General features: G+C 56.2%; 15 protein-coding genes. 2 read left to right on the forward strand and 13 right to left on the reverse strand.

Annotated elements, in window-relative coordinates; all coding sequences use genetic code 11:
- Window positions 1–14 precede the first annotated feature (14 nt).
- From JRC49_04785 to JRC49_04810, 6 genes are all read right to left on the reverse strand, one after another.
- The gene (locus tag JRC49_04785) at window positions 15–1,124 is read right to left on the reverse strand and encodes a glycoside hydrolase family 88 protein (protein QTE72139.1); all 1,110 of its coding nucleotides are present in this window, start codon (window positions 1,122–1,124) and stop codon (window positions 15–17) included.
- Window positions 1,108–2,910, reverse strand: coding sequence for a DUF2264 domain-containing protein (locus JRC49_04790; GenBank protein QTE72140.1), 1,803 nt, complete (start codon window positions 2,908–2,910; stop codon window positions 1,108–1,110). Before JRC49_04790 ends, JRC49_04785 begins: the two co-directional genes overlap by 17 nt.
- On the reverse strand, window positions 2,907–4,736 hold the full coding sequence (locus tag JRC49_04795; protein QTE72141.1) for a heparinase II/III family protein: 1,830 nt from the start codon (window positions 4,734–4,736) through the stop codon (window positions 2,907–2,909). The genes JRC49_04790 and JRC49_04795 overlap by 4 nt, the downstream gene beginning before the upstream one ends.
- A 14-nt stretch (window positions 4,737–4,750) precedes the next feature.
- The gene (locus JRC49_04800; protein ID QTE72142.1) at window positions 4,751–5,617 is read right to left on the reverse strand and encodes a carbohydrate ABC transporter permease; all 867 of its coding nucleotides are present in this window, start codon (window positions 5,615–5,617) and stop codon (window positions 4,751–4,753) included.
- 18 nt (window positions 5,618–5,635) lie between these two features.
- The gene (locus JRC49_04805; GenBank protein QTE72143.1) at window positions 5,636–6,592 is read right to left on the reverse strand and encodes a sugar ABC transporter permease; all 957 of its coding nucleotides are present in this window, start codon (window positions 6,590–6,592) and stop codon (window positions 5,636–5,638) included.
- 86 nt (window positions 6,593–6,678) lie between these two features.
- Window positions 6,679–7,914, reverse strand: coding sequence for a sugar ABC transporter substrate-binding protein (locus tag JRC49_04810; protein QTE72144.1), 1,236 nt, complete (start codon window positions 7,912–7,914; stop codon window positions 6,679–6,681).
- A gap of 264 nt (window positions 7,915–8,178) precedes the next feature.
- On the opposite strand from JRC49_04810, the gene JRC49_04815 reads away from it, so the two are divergent.
- Entirely contained in the window at window positions 8,179–9,225 is a 1,047-nt protein-coding gene (locus JRC49_04815) for a LacI family DNA-binding transcriptional regulator (protein ID QTE72145.1), read from the forward strand.
- Window positions 9,226–9,245: 20 nt separating this feature from the next.
- Entirely contained in the window at window positions 9,246–10,022 is a 777-nt protein-coding gene (locus JRC49_04820; protein QTE72146.1) for a carbohydrate-binding protein, read from the forward strand.
- A gap of 158 nt (window positions 10,023–10,180) precedes the next feature.
- Here the strand turns inward: JRC49_04820 and JRC49_04825 are convergent, their stop codons facing one another.
- The 7 genes from JRC49_04825 to JRC49_04855 all read right to left on the reverse strand — a co-directional run bounded on the left by JRC49_04825 (window position 10,181) and on the right by JRC49_04855 (window position 17,802).
- Window positions 10,181–10,546, reverse strand: a complete 366-nt coding sequence (locus JRC49_04825) for a hypothetical protein (protein ID QTE72147.1) — start codon at window positions 10,544–10,546, stop codon at window positions 10,181–10,183.
- Entirely contained in the window at window positions 10,539–11,225 is a 687-nt protein-coding gene (locus JRC49_04830) for a hypothetical protein (protein QTE72148.1), read from the reverse strand. The genes JRC49_04825 and JRC49_04830 overlap by 8 nt, the downstream gene beginning before the upstream one ends.
- Before the next feature lie 172 nt (window positions 11,226–11,397).
- Window positions 11,398–12,810, reverse strand: a complete 1,413-nt coding sequence (uxaC, locus tag JRC49_04835) for a glucuronate isomerase (GenBank protein QTE72149.1) — start codon at window positions 12,808–12,810, stop codon at window positions 11,398–11,400.
- Window positions 12,811–12,884: 74 nt separating this feature from the next.
- Window positions 12,885–13,982: a sugar kinase gene (locus JRC49_04840; GenBank protein QTE72150.1), complete on the reverse strand. Its 1,098-nt coding sequence runs from the start codon at window positions 13,980–13,982 to the stop codon at window positions 12,885–12,887.
- A 5-nt stretch (window positions 13,983–13,987) separates the two neighbouring features.
- A complete protein-coding gene (locus tag JRC49_04845) occupies window positions 13,988–14,626 on the reverse strand; it encodes a bifunctional 4-hydroxy-2-oxoglutarate aldolase/2-dehydro-3-deoxy-phosphogluconate aldolase (GenBank protein QTE72151.1) in 639 nt (212 codons plus the stop codon).
- A 112-nt stretch (window positions 14,627–14,738) separates the two neighbouring features.
- Window positions 14,739–16,220 carry an altronate dehydratase gene (locus tag JRC49_04850; protein ID QTE72797.1) on the reverse strand — a complete coding sequence of 494 codons (1,482 nt, stop codon included), beginning with the start codon at window positions 16,218–16,220 and terminating at the stop codon, window positions 14,739–14,741.
- A gap of 91 nt (window positions 16,221–16,311) precedes the next feature.
- Complete coding sequence (locus JRC49_04855; protein ID QTE72152.1) at window positions 16,312–17,802, reverse strand: tagaturonate reductase; 1,491 nt, start codon at window positions 17,800–17,802, stop codon at window positions 16,312–16,314.
- Between the last annotated feature and the right edge of the window lie 20 nt (window positions 17,803–17,822).

A 17,822-nucleotide genomic window follows, 5' to 3' on the forward strand; every position in this document is an offset into this window, starting at 1 on the left:
CCGTCCTTCCTGTCTCAGCTCCACAGTTCCGGATCCTTGCCGCAGAACTTCATCAGTGCTTCCACCAGGAAATAATCTCCGTAGGTTATATTGGTATGCCGTCCGGCTCCGTCGTCATGGTAGCTTGCCGTGCAGCGGGTGAGAATGCCGCAGTGTTCATTTCCCCAATCCGCACAGTGTTCCAGCATTCCGTCAATCAGCCGTTCCGCATGCTGGTTCCAGGTGTCTTCACCGGTCAGCGACGCCAGTTCCTGCAGGCCGCAGGCCGCGATCGCCCCGGCAATATTGTCAATCCGTTCCTCCTCCGCCGGCTGGCAGAAGTCGCAGTCTGTCAGGCCGTCCTCCCGGATATGTGCTGTGAAGTTTCCGGCGATTTTCCTCGCCGCCTCTGTGTACTTCACATCCTTCAGATGCCGCCCGGCCAGCGCAAATCCGTACAGGCCCCAGGCCTGTCCCCGGCTCCACTGGCTTCCCAGTGCGCAGCCCTGCCCCGCGTGTTCCCGGATCCGCTTTCCGCTTTCCGGATCAAACTCAATAATATGGCTTACCGATCCGTCCTCCCGCAGGAATTCCCGCAGGGTTGTGTCGGCGTGGATTTTTGCCGTCAGCCTGAACCGCGGATCATCCGTATCCCGGCTGGCACGATACAGCAGGTTCAGGTTCATCATACAGTCAATAATGGCATATCCCGTCCGTTCCGGCTCGTTCCATGCCCGGATGAATCCCGCAGGATTAAACCGTCCCATCAGCAGGGAGGCTGCATGCAGTGTATCTGTCTCCGCCTGTGCGTCCCCTGTCAGCTTGGCGTCCGCTCCGCAGGACAGCAGGTACATAAAACCAACGTCATGGTTCAGCAGCCGGAAGGAACGGAACTCCTCCGTCAGCAGTTTTTCAGCCCGGCGTGCCTCTTGCCGGAAGAAACTGTCTCCTGTCAGCACCCACAGTTGCCACATCAGGCCCGGCCAGAATCCTCCGGTCCACCAGCTGTTCCCGTCATAGGGACTGGTGATCCATTTCCCGCCCGCGCTCTGGTAAGGAATAATCCCGGCCTCTGCTGCCGCTTCCGCGGTTTTCCTGTATTTTCCGGCGATCCGGCTCAGTGCTTCTTCATAGCGTTCCAGCAAGTTTTTTTACCTCCTCGGGTATTCCGTCCGGCAGATTGCTCCCGGCATCAGCGTACACCGCGCACAGAAGTTTATGTTCACCCGGTTCCAGCCGGCTGTGCAGCGTCGGCAGCACACACCGCGGTTCCATCAGGTTTGTATTGGGTTCGGTCACGATGACTTCCCCCTTCGCATAGCCTTCCAGGCCATAGATCATGCTTGTTCCCCGTTCACCCGCAGCCGCGGCATATCCTTCGCCTGCATTTGTAGTTGTGCTGATCCGGTCACAGGGCCTTGCCCCCGCCCAGTCCCGGGGCACGGAAAATGCTCCTTCCGCCGCTTCCAGGGTAACGTCTGTACGGATGACATGTCTCCTCACATGCCACATGCCGGCCGGGACAATCACCGTGTCAATCGTCACCCCGTTCATCGGGCTCCAGGTGAATGAAATCCGGTCTTCCGCCAGCCGGTATTTTTCGCAGCCGCTGCGCACATGCCATAAGTCCCGGCCTTCGGCGCGCACCGCCAGCATGCTGTCATAGGCGCCCCGGTTCAGCGCGGATTCCTCTTTTGCCACGGAGAAAGCGAACTGGGACGAATACGCAAACTTTTCGTATTTCTCGTCCTCGTGCATATGCTCCCAGGCATGATTGCCCGCTGTATACGCCACCACCTGCCGGTTTTCCGGATCGCGTGTCAGCAGCAGCCGTACCTGTTCATCCAGGAAGCGCTCCGGCGGCAGGTACTCTTTCTCTTCTGCCTGCCAGAAGGCATGTTCCTCCGGCAGTGCCAGGATCCAGAAGGTTTTCAGCGCCCAGTAGGGAGATCCCTGCGCGTTGTATCCTTCCGCCGCACACAGGTTGGGGTAACCGTATCCCACAGTCAGGGCGCCGCCCCGGTCAAAGATCGGCCGGTTCAGCCAGAACCGCAGGTTGTTCAGCAGCAGATGCTTCATCTGTCCGATGTCCGGCGTACGGCATTCCACCCCGGCAAAAGCCGCCGCTGCCCAGAAGGAGCTCTGGCAGAAGCGGTAGGTCAGGCTTCTTCCGTAAGGCAGGCCCCTTCCCTCCCGGTCAAACCAGCAGGCGAATCTCGGTGCAATCAGCGCCGCCCTTTCCCGGATCCGGACACATCTTTCCGGGTCTTCCCTGTCCATCACCGCTGCATACAGCAGGCTGTAGAAATGAAAACCCCACAGCGTGTAATAATCCCGTTTGGTCGGATAGTCAAAATACCAGCCGTCGGCGGTATAGTGACTTTCCATGAGATCCATATCTTCCCGCATCCGGTCTTCATCCACCGGCATTCCGTTTTTCAGGAAGCCGATGTTCACCAGGATCCGGAAGAACCGCCAGTTGTTTTTCGGCATGTCATACAGGTTGATCTGATTCAGCCAGTCATACAGATGCTGCCGCTGGCTTTCATTCAGCGGATTCCAGAAATATTCAGGCACAAAGCACAGGCCACATCCGATGACAGCCATTTCCACCATCCGCTGGTCATAGTCACGGATAGTCCCCCAGTACTCCTCATGTCCCGGATCCGTTCCGTGGATCATGCCTTCCTGCCACAGCGGCCAGAGGGCCTCCGCTTCAGGGCACTTCCCCATCAGCATCGGAACCAGTGCCCACAGTGCCCTGCTCCAACATTCCATTCCGGCCACGTCTTCGGCATAATGGGCGGATCCGTTGCCGACGTAAATCCGGGCCTTTCCCGGCGTCATGCAGGATGTCAGGGGCTGCAGGATTGCCGTTGCCGCCTGCACCAGTTCCCGCCGTGTACGCAGGGAATCGTTTGTTCCGTTCATTTCGACGCCTCCCGGTCCGCTGCTGCAAACTCAAATGTCATCCGGAATCGTTCCAGCTTTTCGCTCTTCAGTCTGATCCGCCAGAGGCTTCCCGGCCAGCTGCGGGCCATCCGCGGATCTGTCACCGGTTTTTCTTCTGCTGTATATTCCAGTCCCTCCGGGCAGCGGATGATCAGGTTCCCCGCCCTGACCTGTCCGTTTTCCCATACCGGCTTCCTGCGCAGCAGGAAGATCCAGGTAATCTCCTGTCCTTTTCGAAGGCTTCCTGCATCTGTCAGCTTCAGGCCGCCCTTTGTCAGCGTGAAGCTGCGTTTCAGTTCCCGGATACCTGCTTTTTCGTCATAAGCGGCTTCCAGGTTCATTTCCATGCCGTCCGGCGTCATGCTCACATTCCGGGCCGTATGCTCTGCGCCCTCCCGCTGTTCATGCCCGCCGATCACCGGCAGGTTATGCCATTCCGCCCGGACGTTCCACAGCGTATAGCGTTCTTCCGAGAACGTCTTTGCGGTATAGACCATATTGCCTGCGTCCACTACCTCCGGTTCTCCGTCCAGGAAAAGGATAAAGGAGCCGATATCATTATGGTTGTGGCTTTCTCCGTTGTGTCCGCCCTTGCAGGCAAGCGTCCATCTGTCCCGGCGGACCAGTCGCACCTGCAGATCCGGCAGATACGCATCCTCCGGTTTATCGGCACTCAGGTCTGTTTCATCGGCTGGTACATGGAAAATCAGGTCAAGTGCCCGGGTCAGGTGCGGTACGTCGTTCAGCTGATCCGCAATGGTCCCCCGCATCCGCGTTCCCAGTACGGTGAGCGCCGGATCCTTCAGCATCCGTCCTGCTGTTTCCATCCGTTCCCCGCTGATAAAGGGACGGGCGTCGCAGTCCGCAAAATTGGCAAACCAGCCGTTCCCCATCTCCATCGTCAACGGGAACCGCAGGATATTCCGGATCTTTTCATTCTCCCGGAAGGTCATCCGGCCTCCCGTAACAGTTTCCAGCAGCGTCAGGCAGTCCAGCAACGCGCCGCCGGCCATGTTCCAGTAACCTGCTCCCTCATCGCATCCGCCGTCCTCCGGCAGGATCGCGATATAGCGGTCCAGCATCCCGCACGCACGGGTCAGTAATGTCGACAGGTTTCCTGCTGGCATAGGATCCAGCACAGCGCACACCATAATGTTGGACAGAATCCACGGCGTCCAGTTGTTCAGATCCTTCCGCCGGACTCCCATCCACCAGAAATCATCCGTCTTCATAAACGGACGCAGGATCCGCCTCCGGATCTCCTCTGTGATCCGTTTCCGAATCATCTGTGAAACAGCGTCCAGCCGTTTTCCCAGCAGCGACGTTGTCAGTGCCAGGATCATACCGGTCTGAGCGCTGAACAGATCAATATAGGGTTTCCGGACGTCCGGCAGCGGATATTCCGCTGCCTTTGGTGCTCCCGGAATCGGGTTAACGTTATGCGCGCTGATCACCCAGCTGCTTTCCTCGCACAGAAGCCAGATTCCGTTCAGAACGTCATCCATTTCCGCATCCGGAAAGGCGCAGCAGTTCATCACGGCGGCACAGAGTTTCCGACGGCGGGTAAAATACGGCTTTTCATCCGCCTGCCGGTCACCGATCCGGACAAAAGCCAGGAACCCTGACACAGTGCGGAGCGGATAATCCGTCTTCGCGTAATCCTCCGCCATTTTCCGGATTTCCCTCCTGTATCCCGCCGGGATTCCGTCCCAGGCCTTACGGTCTTCAGCCGGCGGATACAGCCTGCGCGTTCCGCCCTTCAGCAGTTCGCGCATCGGATGCTCCCGTAAGAAAGCTGTCAGCATTTTAGCCTCCCGGATCAGCCCTTCAGTCCTGAGGTGGCGATCCCTTCAATGAAATACCGCTGCAGGCACAGGAATACCACCGATACCGGCAGCAGCGAACAGAGTGACGCCGCCATGATCAGGTGATAATCGCTGGAGTTTTCCTGGATAAAGCGCCGCAGGCCCACCTGCACCGTCTTGTTGATATCCCGGGTCAGGTAAATCATCGGGCCCATATAATCGTTCCAGGTGTTTACAAACGTGAAGATCACCAGTGTCGCGATGGCCGCCTTGGAAAGCGGCAGCATAATGCGCGCCCAGATACCGTATTCGCTCAGTCCGTCCAGCCTCGCCGCCTCGCAAAGCTCAGTGGGAATTGAACGGTAGAACTGCCGCATCAGGAACACGCCGAACGCCGAGAACGCCTGCAGCACAACCATGGCCCACAGCGTATCATACAATCCGATGGACCGCATCATGATGAACTGGGGCAGCATGTAGGCCTGCCAAGGCACCGCGATCGTGCCGATATAGCAAAGGAAAAGCACGTCTCTCCCGCGGAAATTCAGTTTCGCGAATGCATAAGCCGCGAAGGAGGAGGTCAGCGTCTGGAGCAGCGTGACCACAATCGCGATAAACGCGGTATTTTTAAAATAAGTTACCAGCGGCACCTTCTGCCAGATCAGGGAGTAGTTCTCCCAGTGAAAGGTCTCCGGAATCCAGCGCAGCGGGAAAGCAAATACTTCCCTGTCCAGCTTCAGCGAGGAGGAGATCATCCACACAAAGGGAATCAGCGTGAAGGCAGTCAGCAGGATCAGCAGAATCCAGATGATGCTTCTCAGAATCTTATGCAGTGTCTGGTTATCCTTCCGGATTTCCCTGCTGTGAACAGCCGTTTCCATGATTCATCTCCTCCTTTCTCAGTCATTCGAGAACTTCTTCTCGGAGCCGAACTGGATAATCGTCACAAGCAGCACGATCACAAGCAGCACCATGGAAATGGCGCTGGCCTGGCCGTACCGTACCTTGATGAAGGCCTCGTCATAGATGTAGGTCACCAGCATCTTGGTTGCCCGGCCGGGACCTCCGTCCGTCATGATAGCCACCACGTCGTAGATTTTGAAGCAGGAAATCACCATCATCACGGAAACAAAGAAGGTGGTGGGTTTCAGCTGCGGCAGTGTCACATGCCAGAACTGCTGCCACTTATTTGCGCCGTCCACTGTAGCCGCTTCCATCAGTTCACGGGGAATCCCCTGCAAGGCGGCCAGGTAAAGAACCATGTAGTATCCCATGTTCCGCCATACGCTTACCAGGATGATGGACCAGATGGCCATCGTGCTGTCCGCCGTCCAGCCTTTGTTGAAGTTGATTCCCAGTGCCATGATGATCTGGTTCACCGGGCCGTCCTTCATCAGCATGAAGGACCAGCAGACGCAGATCGCCACCATCGAGGAAACATAGGGAAAGAAGAAAACGGTCCGGAAGAACACCGCGCCCCTGATTTTGTTCAGCAGCAGCGCCAGCGCCAGTGCGCATATAATCGTCAGCGGTACGGTAACCACCGTATAATACACCGTGTTTTTCAATGCGATGCCCAGGTCCGCCCGGTTAAAAAAGTAAGCAAGGCCTTTCTCCGCCACCTTTTTCGTGGCAAAGATCGTCGCGTAGTTGTCCAGTCCGACAAACTTCAGCTTGGAGATGTCTCCGCCGTTCCACTCAAACAGTGACAGGGCAATGGCGCAGATCACCGGCACCAGTGTAAAGACCGCAAACCCGATAAAGTTAGGCGCCAGGAAAGAATATGCCACCAGCGTATTCTTTCTTTCCAGCTTGCCCATCCTGTACCGGACTTTTCTTACTTCCGACTGGCTCATGTGTCATCGTTTCCTTTCCCGTGTTCTGAAAAAAGCAGGGAAGGCAAGCAGCCTTCCCTGCCTGGGGGTTATATCCTGATCAGGGATTATTCGAACAGTTCAGCCACCCGCTCGTTCATCTCTTCGATACCCTCTTCGGGGGTGATTTCACGAGCCATGATCATGCTGTGTTCTTCATTCACGATCGTCTTGATGTCAGCGACCTTTTCAGCCACCGGCCATTCCATTGCCACAGCGGCGGGCAGCAGGGCGCCCTTGCTGGTCTCGTCAGCCGGGAAGCCTTCCACAGAAGACATGCTGGCGGCCACTTCTTCGGAAACCCACGCGGGACGGGCACCGACGGAAGCCGTAGCCTTGGCGCCTTCCACGCCGCCCAGCCAGGAGATGTACTCCCAGGCCAGATCCTTCTTCTCGGACTTGGCGTTGATCATCGCACCGGTCAGGTTGCCGAAGGAAGAACCTGCGGCCACGCCCTCAGCGTGCGGAACAGCGGTGATGCCCCAGTTGAAGTTGCAGGTGCCGTCCTTGTTGTAGCCAATCAGCGTGGACACGTACCAGTAGCCCATGGGCAGCATGGCGATGTTGCCGTTGGCAAAAGCAGCGGAGTAGTGCAGGCCGGCGGCCTTCAGATCCGCATAGCTCATGCAGGCGCCGGAATCTTCCAGATCCTGATACAGCTTGTAGAAGTAAAGCAGGTCGTCATAGTTTTTGTCAGCCAGTGTATTCACGCCGTCGCACACAGCCCAGTTCACCACGGCGGACAGCCAGGTGTGATAATGGGTTCCGTAGATGCCCTTATCCTTGTCGGTCATCTTCTTGGCCAGCTCAGCGTACTGATCCCAGGTCATGTCATTGGTGGGCAGTTCCACACCGGCAGCGTCGAACAGATCCTTGTTGTAGAACAGCACCCAGAAGTCGCTGCGGAACGGAATGGCATACTGCACACCGTCCACGGCATAGTTTACTTCAGTGCCTACGAATCCGGACATATCATATCCGTTCGTATCCAGCGGAGCTGCGAAGCCCTGAGCCTGCCAGTTGATCAGGTTGTCAATTTCCTTGATCATGAAAATGTCGCTCGTGTCTCCGCCTTCGAGCATGGTGGTCGCCTTCACAGCGTAATCCTGGGAAGCGACGTCCACATACTCGATGGTGACGCCGGGATGGGAGGCTTCAAAAGCATCCTTCTGGGCAATCAGGTAAGGGGTTGTGGTGGCATCCCATGTCACCACGGTCAGCACCTGGTCCTCGGCCAGGGCGGGTACGGCCAGCAGCGACATCATCAGCATCACGGCAAGCAGTACTGACAGCATTTTCTTCATGATAGGTTCCTCCTCAATCATTGTTAGGGAATGTTATCGGTTTCACGACCTGGAGCATACGAAATCCTGTTCTCTATGCCGTTTACCTTTCCGTTTCCCTGTCTTTGTCTAAATATTATGGTTTTTATCCCTTATTGTCAAGTGTTATTTCCCATAATTGATCGTTTTTTCTGATACAAAATATATGTTATCGGTAACATTTTTCTTGCTTTTCAGATTCCGTCATGGTATCATGCTGACAAAGATCAGAAACAGGTGAGAATGATGAGCAAAAAAGTGACCATTTACGATATTGCCCGGGAGGCCGGAGTCTCCACCGCCACGGTCACGCGTGTCTTCCGGCATGACCCTCACGTCAGCGAGGCCACCCGGGTAAAGGTCCAGCAGATCATTGACGCTCATGACTATACCCCCAGCCTTTCCGCACAGAACCTGGAAGGCGGGCGCACCCGCACCCTGGCCCTGGTCCTCCCCGTCGTGTCCAACCTGTATTTCAACCGGATTTTCGATGCCGCCTATTGGGAAGCGGAAAAGAACGGATGCAGCGTCCGTCTCTTCCAGACCATGGAAAACCAGGCCATCTCACCCGAGATTGTTAACGAACTGATCCGCTGCCGTATGGACGGCGTGCTGTTCGCGGGAAGCATCTGGTCGGCTGACCGGGATGACCTGAACGTCGCGCTGGAGCGGCTCGGCAAGTATATGCCGGTTGCCACCATCTGCCCGGATGATGTTTCGCTGGAATGCATCTGCATCCAGAGCGACCTGGTCAATTGTTCCCGGCTTCCCATCCGTCATCTCCACACCCTGGGGCACCGGCGCATCGCCTTCCTCGGCGGCTCCATGCACAGCCGGGATACCTCCCGCCGGGGCGTCGGCTTCCTGGAGCAGCTTCGGCTGATGGATCTGCCGGATGATCCCGCCTACCACGTGGACGCCGGTTATGATATGGAAAGTGGTGAACGTGCCGTTCTCCGGATGCTTTCCGGCCTGGATCGCAGCCGCTGGCCCAGCGCCATCGTGACCTTCAATGATCTGGTAGCCCTCGGTGTTATGAAACAGCTGAAGAAAATGGGGCTGAAGCTCCCCGATGACATGGCAATCATCGGCTGCGACAATCAGTTCTTCTGTGCCTATACAGATCCTTCCCTGACCTCGGTGGATCTTCACCCGGAGGAAATGGCCCGCAGTGCCATACGGGAGCTGCTGCTGGCCCGGGAATCCTCTTCCCGTTCCTTTGCCATGGTCCGGGAAGCCACCCTCGTCGTCCGCGAAAGCTGCGGCGCGCAGCTGGGTTTCCGCAAACTGTAATCCCGGAGGAATAAACAGTAATGATTACGATTCTTGTTCAGGCCGCTGACGGCACAGTCCTTGCTTCCTCGGAGCATCCGGAGGAAGCTTTCCTTTCCGTGGATCGGGTCTACCAGCCCGGGGATGTCATCCGCATATCCGGCGGCCGGCATCTCAGGATTCAGATGGATCAGGCGCTGCCCTCCGGGGAGGTTTATCTGCCGGATGAAAAGATGACCTGGCCCGTTCCCTGCGGAGAGCACCGTCTGGCCTATGCGCCGGGGCTCTTTGAGTCTCCCCGCCACATCATCACTGCGTCAGCAGTCTCTGCCAACACGCTCTGCCGGATCCGGAACGTCGCCTGCAACCCTGCCGACCTGCGCGGCGATACAGATTTCTTTCCCCACTGCACCGCCAACGTGGAGACCCGAAATGAAGCCTGCTTCTGTGCCCGCAATGTGATTGACGGTCTTCGCCTGAATACATTCCACGGCGAATGGCCTTTCCAGAGCTGGGGCATCGGTGCCCGGGAGGATGCCTGGTGCCTGCTGGATCTGGGCCGTCCGGTCATCGCTGAAAAGATGGCACTGACCCTCCGGGCAGATTTCCCCCATGACGCATACTGGACTGCCGGCCATGTCGTCCTGTCAGATGGAAGTGACATTTCCTTCCCCCTGGAAAAAACCGGTGACCGCCAGTGGATCGACCTGGGCGGACGCACCGTTCGCTGGCTCCGCCTTGAGCGCCTCATCAAAAGCAACGACCCGTCTGCTTTTCCTGCTTTGCGACAGTTCGAAGTTTACGGTCACGACCTGTAAACTTCGGACTGTCGCAACACTCTTCACTCTTCACTGATCACTCTTCACTCATCACTTTTCACTTCATTCAAAAAAACTGCTTCCTTATGGAAGCAGTTTTCTCCAACATTCTACATTTTTCATTCTTCATTCTTCATTGTGGAAGAGGTTTGGAAATCTTATTCCCATACCTCTTCCATCAAATCGTCTAACGTTATCGTCGTATGATCAAACCGCTTCCACCCGGTCCACAGCACCCGGATTTCCCCGTGATACGGAATCTCGCACTTCACCCACCAGATATTATTCCGGCTGTCCCAGGCCTTGGCCAGCACCTTAATCCACTGATTCTTCACGCTGTAGGTACCGCCGCCGTCATACTGCGTCCCGGGGCCTTTACGGGTCGCCAGCTTATCAATGGTCAGCCCCATCACGCCGTCTGCTTTGGGGCCGCCCTGCGGCGCTGCCGTGACCGTGCTGCCGCTCAGGATGGAAGCTGCTCCCTCCCAGTCCAGGGAAAAACCATAGCGGCTGACGTCATCCATTGTTATAGGTGGACAGGGTCATTGTCCTGCCGCTGCGCAGCGTCTGAAGCATGTTTTCGTAATCATTGTAGCTGATCAGTCCGCCGTTTTGCCAGAACCTGTCATTATCCTCGTTGGAATTATCGTATTCCGCCCGCAGGTAATTCAGCAGTGTATACTGTCCGAAGGCGTTCCGCGTCAGCTGCAGGGTCCAGGGCCATTCAAACTCATCATATTCAAGCACCAGTGTTCCGCCGTTTGCTGAGGACAGGTAGACATCAAAGTTCATTCCCGCGTCGTCATATCCGATACGGGTAATACCCGGCACGTAAAGCACGCACCTGACGACTGCACCGTTTGTGGAATAGATGTACAGATCGCCCCGTTCCTCGTTCGCCTTTTCCATGAAAATCAGTTCAGGAATGCCGTCCCCGGTGATATCCGCCAGGGAAACCGGCTTACAGGGCACCTGTATCACAACATCGCTGAGGTAGTATTCAATCGTCCGGTTCTGGTAAGCATGTATTGCCGCGGAATGATTGTTCAGGATCTGCAGATAGGCCTGCTGCCACGTACCGGAATACGTCTGCTGGTCAATAATCCATCCGCCTGTCGCCACATAGCCGTCCGGCTCGCTCGCCAGGGCTGTTATCCCGCACAGCATAACCGCTGCCAGCAATACCGCAAGGATTCGTTTCATGTTCGTTTCCCCCTCGGTTCATAGATTGTCACGTCCTGCAATTGAGCTGTCTTACAGCATAATTATATGATACTGTCTGCGGAAAAAGCAAATTTCGGGCTTCCCGGAGCAAAGAAGAAACCCCCGGAATCGCCATAATTCCGGGGGCTTCATTCTCTTCCGAAGGGAATGATTATTTCTTGCTTTCAAAGCCGAAGTACTGCTTTGCGTTGCGGTAGCTGATATCCGCCACGATCTCCTTCAGGGTGTCATAATCTTCCGGATAGAAGCCTGCCTCCACCCATTCTCCGAAGACCCGGCAAAGAATCCGGCGGAAATATTCATGCCGGGGATAACTCAGGAAGCTCCGGCTGTCCGTCAGCATACCCACAAATCCGGCCAGGTATCCCAGGGAAGCCAGGCTCTTCAGCTGTTCGACCATCCCGTCAAAGTGATCGTTGAACCACCAGGCGGAACCGTGCTGGATCTTGCCTACGGCCTCATCGTTCTGGAAGCAGCCCAGGATGGTATCGATCGCCGCGTTGTCATTGGTGTTCAGGCTGTAAAGGATCGTTTTCGGCAGCTTGCCCTTATCCTCCAGTGCGCCGAGGAAAGCAGCCGTCTGGGTACTGGGGGCGGTATTATCCACACAGTCAAAACCGGTATCCGGTCCCATTGTGCGGAAGGTCACCGGGTTGTTATCCCGGCGGCAGCCGTAGTGCAGCTGCATCACCCATCCCCGTTCACGGTATTCAGCCGCCATGGCCATCATAAAGGCGCACTTGAATTTGGCTTCCGCCTCAGCGTCCGGCAGTTTTCCTTCCACCCGCTCCCGGAAGATCTTTTCAACCTCCGCCTCGTCCGCAGGTGCGTACATGACGTAATTCAGTCCATGGTCGCTCAGTTTGCACCCGTGGGCAGCAAAGAAATCCAGCCGTTTGTGCAGGGCATTCTTCAGGTCGGCAAAGGATGCGATCTTCATACCGGCTGCCTTTTCCAGCTGCGCAATGTATTCCGGCCAGGTTGTCTTTTCCAGGTTCATGGCCTTGTCCGGACGCCAGGCCGGCAGTACCGTCACCGGGAAGGTTTTGTCCGCCGCCAGCTTCTCATGCCACTCCAGCGTATCTGCCGGATCATCCGTCGTGCAGATTGTATCCACATTGCTCATCATGATCAGGCCCCGGGCGGAATAGCCTTCGCTCTGCAGTTTCGCGTTGGCCAGTTCCCAGACTTCCCCCGCAGTGTCCTTGTTCAGGATACCCTCATAGCCGAAGAAACGGCGCAGCTCCAGGTGGCTCCAGTGATACAGGGGATTGCCGATCGACTTTCCCAGTACTTCCGCGTACTTGTCAAACTTTTCCCGGTCAGAGGCGTCACCGGTGACGTACTTCTCCGGCACACCCGCGGAGCGCATCAGGCGCCACTTGTAGTGGTCTCCGCCCAGCCATACCTGGGTAATGTTTTCATAACGGACGTCCTCCCAGATCTCCCTGGGGTTCAGATGGCAGTGATAGTCAATAATCGGCTGTTTCTCCGCCGCTTCATGATACAGCTTCTTCGCCGCTTCCGTATTCAGCAAAAACTCCTTGTCCAGAAACGCTTTCATTCACATTTCCTTTCCTGCACATACGCACACCATTCATAATTGTTCATTGTTCATTATTCATTGTTAATTGTTCGTTATCTTTTAACCCTTGCGCTGCCGTTTTTGATAATGGATTCAACCTCTTCCTTGCTGGCCATGCTGGTGTCGCCGGGGGTGGTCATCGCCAGCGCGCCGTGAGCCGCGCCGTAATTGACAGCCAGTTCAGGATCACCGGTGGTCATCAGGCCGTAGATCAGGCCGGAGGCGAAGGAATCACCGCCGCCCACGCGATCCAGGATTTCCAGGTTGTCAAAAGCCTTTGACATATAGACGTTTCCATCCGCCCAGCAGATCGCCTTCCAGTCGTTTACCGTAGCGGTTTTGACAGTGCGCAGCGTGGTGGCGATGGCTTTGAAGTTGGGGTACTGCTTCGCCGCTTCCGCGATCATCTTGTAATACCCGTCCAGGTTCAGTTCCTTCAGGTTTGCGTCGTTCCCCTCGATTTCGAATCCCAGGCAGGCGGTAAAGTCTTCTTCATTGCCGATCATCACGTCCACATATTTGGCAACTTCCCGGTTAACCTCCCGGGCTTTTTCCAGGCCACCGATAGCGGACCACATGGAAGGCCGGTAATTCAGGTCATAGGAGATCAGGGTGCCGTATTTCTTCGCAGTCTTGCACGCGGCGATAACGGTCTCACAGCTCTGTTCGGACAGTGCCGCGTAGATGCCGCCCGTATGCAGCCACCGGACGCCCAGCTTGCCGAAGATATAGTCGAAGTCAAAGTCTTCGGGAGTAGCTTTGGAAATGGCTGTGTTGGCACGGTCAGAACACCCCACCGCGCCCCGGATACCGAATCCGCGCTCTGTGAAGTTCAGGCCGTTCCGGCAGACGCGGCCGATACCGTCCGTCTTTTTCCAGCAGATCAGGTCTGTATCCACGCCGCCCTGTTCAATCAGGTCCCTGAGCAGTTTGCCGACTTCATTGTCCGCAAATGCAGTAATCACACCGGTCTTCAGGCCAAAGCACTTGTGCAGGCCACGGACCACATTGTATTCACCGCCGCCTTCCCAGGCTTTAAACTCCCGGGCAGTCCGGATCCGGCCCTCACCGGGATCCAGGCGCAACATGATTTCACCCAGGGATACCGCGTCATAGCGGCACTCTTCAGCAGGTTTCAGATTAAGGTTCATATTCATTACCCCCTGATTTCTTTCACAATGCCGGCCGCTTCACGAACCAGCCGTTCAATCTCATCGAACTGTCCGGCTTTCACCAGCTTGCCGCTGACCATCCAGCTGCCGCCGCAGGCCACAATCCGGTCATAAGACAGGTAATCCCGCACATTCTCCGCGTTGATGCCGCCGGTGGGCATAAAGTTCAGGCCTACATACGGTGCCGCCAGGGCCTTGATCATCTTCAGGCCGCCGGCCGGTTCCGCCGGGAAGAACTTCAGCACGTCCAGGTCAAACTGCAGCGCTGCTTCAATCTCCGTAGGAGTGCATACGCCGGGAGTCATCGGAACACCCTTTTTCAGCACATGCTCCGTAACCTTCGGATTAAATCCGGGGCTGACAATAAACGTAGCGCCTGCGTCAATCGCCCGGTCCGCCTGTTCCGTGGTCAGCACGGTGCCCGCGCCGATAATCATTTCCGGGAAGGCTTTGGCCATTCTCCGGATGGATTCCTCCGCCGCTGCGGTCCGGAAGGTCACTTCCGCGCAGGGCAGTCCGCCGGCCATCAGCCGTTCCGCCAGCGGCAGCGCATCTTCAGCACTGTCCAGCACCACAACCGGCACAATACCGATTCCCTTCAGTTTCTTCATCATTTCTGTCATCGAATTTCTCCCCCTCAACATATCCGTCAGTATAATGAATGATTAATCTGGAATTACTTTCTCAATTCTTCATTCTTCATTGCTTTGATTTGAAAATCTGAGGATTTTCAAATCAAAGCGTTATTCCCTGTTTGAAGATCGCCAGGTCATGGAACCCGTTGATTTCTCCCCTGGTCTTTTCACCGGAAGCAATCCGCATCACGGTGTCCAGCAGTTCTCCGCCCAGTTCTTCCAGCGTCATGCCTGTCAGCAGCCTTCCCGCGTCAAAGTCGATCCAGTTCCGTTTCTTCTGTGCCAACGGAGTATTGGATGCAATCTTCAGCGTCGGCACAGGGCAGCCGAAAGGCGTTCCCCTGCCGGTGGAAAAGAGCACCATCTGTGCCCCTGAAACCGCCAGGGCGGTGGAAGCCACCAGGTCGTTTCCCGGTGCAGAAAGCAGGTTCAGGCCCGCCGTTACCGCCTGTTCTCCGTAAGCCAGCACGCCTTTCACCGGCGAGCTTCCGCTCTTCTGGGTGCAGCCCAGCGCCTTGTCCTCCAGGGTAGTGATACCGCCGGCCTTGTTGCCCGGAGAAGGATTCTCATATACCGGCATATGATAGCTCTCAAAGTACGCCTTGAAATCATTGATCAGACCCACGGTTTTCCGGAACAGTTCCTCGCTCTCGCACCGGTCCATCAGGATAGTCTCAGCGCCAAACATTTCCGGCACTTCAGTCAGGATCGTGGCTCCGCCCATAGCGGTCAGCCTGTCGCTGAATACGCCGATTGCCGGGTTGGCTGTGATACCGGACAGCCCGTCCGATCCGCCGCACTTGAGGCCGATCGTCAGCTGATCTGCCGGACAGGGAACCCGCTCATCCCGGCGCATCCATTCCGCCAGTTCTTCCAGCAGCTTCATGCCCGCTTCCTGCTCATCCTCACAGTCCTGGCTCACCAGGAAGCGGATCCGGCTTTCATCATAATCCTTCATGAAAGGTTTGATCTGTTCAATCCCGCTGTTTTCGCAGCCCAGTCCCAACAGCAGCACGCCGCCGGCATTGGGATGTGTTGCCAGCGCCGCCAGCACTTTCCGTGTATTGTCCTGGTCATCTCCCAGCTGACTGCATCCGTATGGATGGGAGAAGGCATACACGCCCTCCACCGCGCCGCCGGCCAGTTTCTGCGCCTCCCGGGCCAGCGCCTTCGCCACGTCATTTACGCAGCCCACTGTCGGCAGGATCCACAGTTCATTCCGGATGCCCGGTTTCCCGTTCTTCCGGGGATACCCCATGAAGGAAACCGGCTCTTCTTTTTCTTGCCGGGGATACACGGGATGCCACTCATATTCTTTTTCCCCGGACAGCAGCGTATGCAGGTTATGGACATGTACGTGCCCACCTGCCGGAATATCCTCTGTGGCTTCTCCGATAGGATAACCGTACTTGATGACCGCCTCCCCTTTCCGGATATCCCGCAGGGCCGCTTTATGGCCCATCGGCAGGTCATCCTTCAGGGTGAGCTTACCGGTTCCCCAGGAAACGGTTTCGCCGGCTTTCAGCGGTTTCAGTGCCACCGCCACCATATCCCGGGGCGTAATCCGCACCATTTCGTTCATGTCTTTCTCCATGCAAAGCATCGTCATAAATCAGGGAGTAACAGCCCTGAATTCTGAATTTCATTATGCATTATGCATTGTACATTGTGCATTATTCCAGGCATTCCCCGAATGCTTTCAGTGCGCCTTCTTCCCGGATCGTTTTCAGGATCCTGCCCGCGGCTTCTTCGAAGCCTGCCACCGTGGTCAGGTCCATTCCCCACATTTCCGTGTTGGTCATGACTGCATGGATCAGTTCCTCCGGAGAATCGTTCCGATGGCTGTAGAAAAACTCCAGCACATACCGGTCGTCGCTCACTGTGTACTCGTTGCCCTTCGGCCGGCGGCAAATCAAGCCCTGCTCCGTCAGCGCCTGTACGTCGTTGGAGTAGAACGCGGCATATGCTGCGAAACTGGTCGTCAGGCAGATCGGCAGGCTTCCCTTTTCCTTTACATAGTCCAGGAATGTCGGCATATTCCGTGCCCGCCATTTGCTGGTGGAATTCAGGCTGATGCTCATCAGCTCATGATTGACAAAAGGATTGTTGAACCGGTCCTGCACAGCCTGTGCAAACTCTTCCAGGTCCTTTTTGTCCAGGGGCAGGGTCGGAATCACTTCCTCATACAGCATCCGGTTCATATATCCACGCACGGTATCATCATGCATGCAGTCCCGTACAATGTCAAACCCGGCCAGATAGGCTCCGGGTACGAAACCGGTATGGGCGCCGTTCAGGATTCGTACCTTGCGTTTCTTATAGGGAGTCACGTCCGGTACCACGATTACCGGCACACCGGCCTTCCTGAACGGGAGTCGGTCCTCCAGTTCCTGCGGTCCTTCAATCACCCAGATTCCGAAAACCTCACCCACGTCCGTCAGCGGATCCTCGTATCCGTTCTTTGCGTTCAGGCTTTCCACCTCTTTGGGATCGCGGATCCGCCCGGGAACGATCCGGTCCACCAGCGTGGAACAGAAGATATTCTCCTCATTCACCCAGCGTCGGAAATCCTCGCTCAGCTTCCAGTCGTCAATATACTGGTTCACGCAGCGGAGCAGCTCTTTTCCGTTGTTGTCGATCAGTTCACAGCTGAGCATGATGATACCCTTCCGCCCGGCGGTAAACCGTTCATACAACACCCTGGTCAGCTTGGCCGGGAATGAAACCGGCGGCACCTGGTCAAAGGTACTCTCCGTATCGTGGACAATACCCGCTTCCGTGGTGTTTGAAACGATGATCTCAAGTTCCCCGCTCCGGGCCGTTTCCAGCACCTTCTCCCAGTTCTCATAGGGATTGATGCACCGGCTTACCGCGGAGATGACCCGTTTCTGGTCCACCTTCTCGCCCTTTTCGCTGCCCCGGAGATACAGGGTATACAGGCCTTCCTGCTGATTGATCAGTTCCGTCAGGCCCTGGGCGATGGGCTGAACCAGCACCACTTTTCCGTTAAACCCGGCTTTCTCATTTGCGATATCGATGAAATTGTCCACAAAGGCGCGAAGGAAATTCCCCTCGCCGAACTGCATCACCTTTTCCGGTGCCTGTTCCAGCACAAATCCGTCGTATCCGGACTCTTTCAGCACCTGATAATTCAACTGTGCCATCTTCTTTTCCTCCAGGATAA

The organism is Clostridiales bacterium FE2011, from assembly GCA_017569305.1.
In the GTDB taxonomy this organism is placed as follows: domain Bacteria; phylum Bacillota; class Clostridia; order Christensenellales; family Aristaeellaceae; genus Aristaeella.